Origin of the sequence: Thioclava atlantica (genome assembly GCF_000737065.1) — a bacterium.
Classification (GTDB): domain Bacteria; phylum Pseudomonadota; class Alphaproteobacteria; order Rhodobacterales; family Rhodobacteraceae; genus Thioclava; species Thioclava atlantica.
Genome location: NZ_AQRC01000031.1, coordinates 1 through 4,667, shown reverse-complemented (window position 1 = coordinate 4,667; position 4,667 = coordinate 1). Strand labels below are relative to the sequence as shown.

3 protein-coding genes and 1 pseudogene are annotated in these 4,667 nt (G+C 64.9%); 3 read left to right on the top strand and 1 reads right to left on the bottom strand.

The features are described 5' to 3' along the window. Positions 1 to 369: 369 nt before the first annotated feature. The 3 genes from DW2_RS18730 to DW2_RS18720 all read left to right on the top strand — a co-directional run bounded on the left by DW2_RS18730 (position 370) and on the right by DW2_RS18720 (position 3,496). Positions 370 to 1,779, top strand: coding sequence for a DUF4153 domain-containing protein (locus DW2_RS18730; protein WP_051856475.1), 1,410 nt, complete (start codon positions 370 to 372; stop codon positions 1,777 to 1,779). 71 nt (positions 1,780 to 1,850) lie between these two features. Then, positions 1,851 to 2,525 (top strand): response regulator transcription factor, encoded by a 675-nt coding sequence (locus DW2_RS18725; RefSeq protein WP_038148966.1) that lies wholly within the window; start codon positions 1,851 to 1,853, stop codon positions 2,523 to 2,525. Further along, a complete protein-coding gene (locus DW2_RS18720; RefSeq protein ID WP_038148965.1) occupies positions 2,522 to 3,496 on the top strand; it encodes a sensor histidine kinase in 975 nt (324 codons plus the stop codon). Before DW2_RS18725 ends, DW2_RS18720 begins: the two co-directional genes overlap by 4 nt. Before the next feature lie 186 nt (positions 3,497 to 3,682). Here the strand turns inward: DW2_RS18720 and DW2_RS18715 are convergent. Then, a pseudogene (locus tag DW2_RS18715) lies at positions 3,683 to 4,667 on the bottom strand (IS3 family transposase); the annotation flags it as partial.

Below are 4,667 nucleotides of genomic sequence, written 5' to 3'. Positions count from 1 at the left end.
GACAGCACCTAATGTGGCACAATGCGATGCCGGGAGCGGGAGCCATCCACTCCATCAATGGCGTGACATGGCTCATCGTCACCACTTTTTTGAAACCAGTTCCTTCATCGCCGCCAAGTCCAGCATCTGCTCGGCCGTGAATCTCGTTCGCTTCATTGTCCGTCCTCAAGTTGGGGCGGACTCTAATCGATGGTGGAGGAAAAATCCCGTGGCAGGTCAGGGACAGCCGGGAGATTTCGCGACATGCCTCCGCGGTCGCCATGCGCGCTTGCGAAGACCGCCGGTCTGCACGAGATCTGCACATTCTGCGCGCGTCTTCTGCACAAGCGCCACGCCAGTCTGCCGCAGAACATTTTGCGGAGACAAATCATGCCCCAGGCCCCTCTCATCCCCGGTCTTCCCCGGTCGCTCGCACTTGACGGCTGGTGGCTCGATGCGCCAGACGCCGCAGCCTCCGAGCCTTCGCCAAGCCGGGCAGCATTCGCCCGCCGGTCGCATTGGGTCGGGCTCGCGGTGCTGGTGGTGTTGGCGGATCTTCTGTTTTGGCAACATGCCCCCGGCCTGTCGCTGGCGCTCTTCGCCCTCGCAATCCTTCTGGTGGCGACGATCGGAAACGGGCGGAGGCTTGCAGGGCCGCTCGGCTTGCTCGTGCTCAGCGTCGCGCCAGTCATCGAATATGTGCAAGCGCTCTCGCTCGCCTTTCTGACCCTGGGACTGGCGGTGGCGCTGGTCTTGCTGCGCAGTCCCGGGGCGGGGATCGCCGAGATCATGACCCGCACGGCGGCCTGGCTTTTCCGGTTGCCCGGCGGCTGGCTGACACCACTGGCACCGCGCAGGGCCTTGGCCGGGCGGGCGATCCGTTGCGCCAAAGCTGACGACAGCGTGCGCCATTCGGTGCGCGACTGGGCCTTTCCGCTGGCGGGAAGCTTCGTCTTTCTGGCGTTGCTGATGCAGGCGAACCCGGTGCTCGCGCGGGCTTTGACGGTCGATTTCGATCTCTGGTCGACGCTCACCCGGGCCCTCTTCTGGGGAGGCATGGCGCTCTTCATCGCTCCCCTCCTTGCGCCGGATATGCCTGAGCCGATTTCGTTCCACGCCGTGGCTCTGCCCTCTGCTGCCCGCTTCGGCCTCAATCCCCGCTCGGTGCTGCGCGCTCTGGTCCTGTTCAACGCACTTGTCGCCGTGCAGTCGACCACCGATCTCGGCATCCTCGTCTTCGGCGCGGCTCTGCCCGAGGGGATGAGCATGGCCGAATACGCCCATCGCGGCGCCTATCCGCTCCTCGCGACCGCGCTGCTGGCCGGGGGCTTCGCGCTCGCGGCGCGGCCATTCGCGAGAGAGCATCGCGCGATGACACCGCTGCTGCTGCTCTGGCTCGCGCAGAACATGGTGCTGTGCGGAGCGGCGATGATGCGTCTCGAGCACTACATCGACGCCTTCGGACTTACCTATCTGCGGATTTACGCGCTGATCTGGATGGGGCTCGTCGCCACCGGGCTCGGCCTTGTCGCGGCGCAGGTCATGCTTGGTCGCACGAACCTGTGGCTGCTGATCCGCTGCGGCGCATTTGGGCTCGGCACACTCTACCTCTGCGCCTTCGTAAATTTCGCCCAGATCATCGCGGCGCAGAACCTGGGCCGTCCCGCCGCCGACCGTGACTATATCTGCGCACTTGGCCCGATGGCACATGGCGCATTGACGGCAGCATCCCGCGCCCGTGCGGATCTGATCCATGCTTCTTCCTGCCCGATCACGCTGCCCCCCCGCATCGAGGATTAGCGGGATTGGGACTTTCGCTCCTGGCGCGTCGCCCGCTACAGTGCCGCGATGATCAACGCGGAGCAGGCAGAATGAAGATTCTGATCGTCGACGACGATCCCCGCCTGCGCGAACTGGTGCGCATCGCGCTCGAGCGCGCGGGGTTCGCCACGCTCACCGCCGCAGATGGGACCAGCGCGCTGATCCATTCCCGCCGCGAGGCGCCGGATCTGATCGTGCTCGACATCGGCCTGCCCGAGATCGACGGGTTCGTGGTATGTCGCCGCATCCGTGCCACGTCGGAGGTTCCGATCCTGTTCCTGACCGCGCGCGACGACGAGATCGACCGGATCGTCGGGCTGGAACTGGGCGCCGACGACTATGTGAGCAAACCATTCTCGCCACGCGAACTGGTAGCGCGGGTGCGTGCGATCCTCAAACGCGCAGGGCATGAGGCCCGGCCCGAAATGCTCGCGCGCGGGCGCATCGCGCTGGATCTGCGGGCACGGATCTGCCAGGTGGCGGGCTCCGATCTGTCGCTGACCGCGACTGAATTCGAAATACTCGCGCTGCTGATGGCCGAGCCCGACCGCCTCGCGACACGCCCCGCGTTCATCGCGGCGCTCTGGGGTGCACAGAGCCCGGTTTCCGACCGCACTTTCGACAGCCATTTGCGCAACCTGCGCCGCAAACTGGCCGAGGCGGGCTGCGACGGTGCGATCGAAACCGTGCATGGTCAGGGAATGCGGCTCGGGGCCTGCGTATGAGCCGGCGCTGGCGGCCCTCGCTTGCCTTCGTGCTTGGAGGGGCACTGGCCGGCACGCTGGCACTCTCGTTCACCGGCCTGGTGGCCCTGCGCTATCTGGGCCCTGCGGTTGGATTCAGAACTGCGGCGGTGGTTCTGGCGCTCGCGATCAGCGCTGGAACCGCGGGGCTTGGCTGGCTTCTGTTGCGCCTGCTCCTGCGCCCGATCCAGGCCCTCGAAGCCTACGCGCAGGCGCGGGAAAAGGGCGCCCCTGCGTCGCCTCCTGCGCATTTCGGCACCCGCGAGACGGCGACGACGGCGGTGCGGGTGATCGCGATGGCCGAGGCTCTGCAGGACCGCGAAGCGACGATCCGCGCCTTCACCGACCATGTCACTCATGAGCTCAAGACCCCCGTTGCCGCGATCCGGGCGGCCACTGAACTGCTGGAAGACGGTGGCGGGCTGGGCCCCGACGATGCGCGCTTGCTGTCCCAGATCGACAGTGCGCGCGCTCAGCTCGAGGCGCAGCTGGCCGCGCTGCGCCGCGCCGCGCAGGCGCGTGAGATGCGTCATCTCGGACACTCACGGCTGGCGGATCTGATCACCGATCTCAGCGCCGACTTCCCCGCCCTTGACATCGCGACCGAAGGCGCGAGCCTGCGCCTGCCGTTGGCCGCCGAGGGGCTGCGGATTGCGCTGGCGCAGCTGTTGCGCAACGCTGCTGACCATGGCGCGAAACGGGTGACGCTGGCAGCAAGCGCGACGGAGGCCGGCCCCGTCCTTGAGATTGCCGATGACGGCTCGGGCATCGCCGCGGGGAATGCAGGGAGGATCTTCGATCCGTTCTTTACGACCCGGCGCGAGACGGGCGGCACCGGCATGGGGCTTGCTATCGTGCGCAATTTGCTGAACGCCCATCGTGCCGAGATCCTCCTTTGCGACGGTCCTGCCACCCGTTTCCGTATTACCTTCGACGCCGGCGTGGCGCACTGAGGACAGCCCGTCCTCAAACGCGAGGCAGCGACTTTTTTTCCCTTGCCGGACTGCGGCGCTTGGCATTGGGGGCCGTGGCACCCGGCCCGAAGCATGCGTAATTGGGCTGCCCCTATTCAGAGGTCGAGCTCCCGTTAAAATCACGGTCAAACTGTGAGCAAGGGAGATTGAATAGCCCCGCGTTTCTTAGACGCCGTCTTGTCTCAGTCTCTGCTGTCGCTCGAAGTCGACGGGCGACAGCATTCCGTTCTGGGCGTGCTTGCTCTTTGGATTGTAGAACATCTCGATGTCGTCGAACATATCCTGCCTGGCTTCTTCGCGCGTTCGGTAGGTCCGTCGTCTGATCCGCTCACGCTTCAGCAGGTTAAAGAAGCTCTCAGCGACCGCGTTGTCATGGCAGTTTCCACGGCGGCTCCTCGAGTGCTCCAGGTTGTGGGGCCGAAGGAACGCAGCCCAGTCCATGCCGGTGAATTGGCTGCCCTGGTCCGAGTGGATCAGAACCTTTGCCCGGGGCTTTCTCCGCCATGCCGCCATGAGCAGCGCTTGCAGGACAACGTCTGTCGTCTGGCGGCTCTGCATTGCCCAGCCGACGACACGACGCGAGATGGAGGAGGATCAGAAAACGATCCGGGGGATCGTTTTCCTGACGACCATCGATGACCACGGCGAGATAGGCGAAACCTTCCTGCGTGCGGATGTAGGTGATGTCGGTCACCCAGGCCTTATCCGGTGTCGCCACGTTGAACTGTCGGTCCAGAGTGTTGTCGACCAAGACCGAAGGCTTTCCGCCATACTTTCCCGGTCGGCGCTTGTAGCCGATCTGCGCCTTGATGCCGGCCAGCCTGGTCAGGCGGGCAACACGGTTCAGGCAGACGCTTTCGCCTTGCTCGAGAAGGTCGTCATGCAGTTTGCGGTGACCATAAACCTTGCCACTTTCCACCCACGCCTCCTTCAGCAGCGCAATCTGCCGCTCGTCTTCTCGAGCTCGCTTGCTCAGTGGGGTCTTCAGCCACGCGTAGAAGCCACTCGGCTGAATACGTAAGCAGCGACACATCGCCCGAATAGAGAACTGCCCGCGATGCTCGGCCACGAACGCGTATCTCACTTGGCATCCCTGGCGAAATACGCGCTCGGCATTGTCCTCGGACCATGTATGGATGGCTCCCGCGTG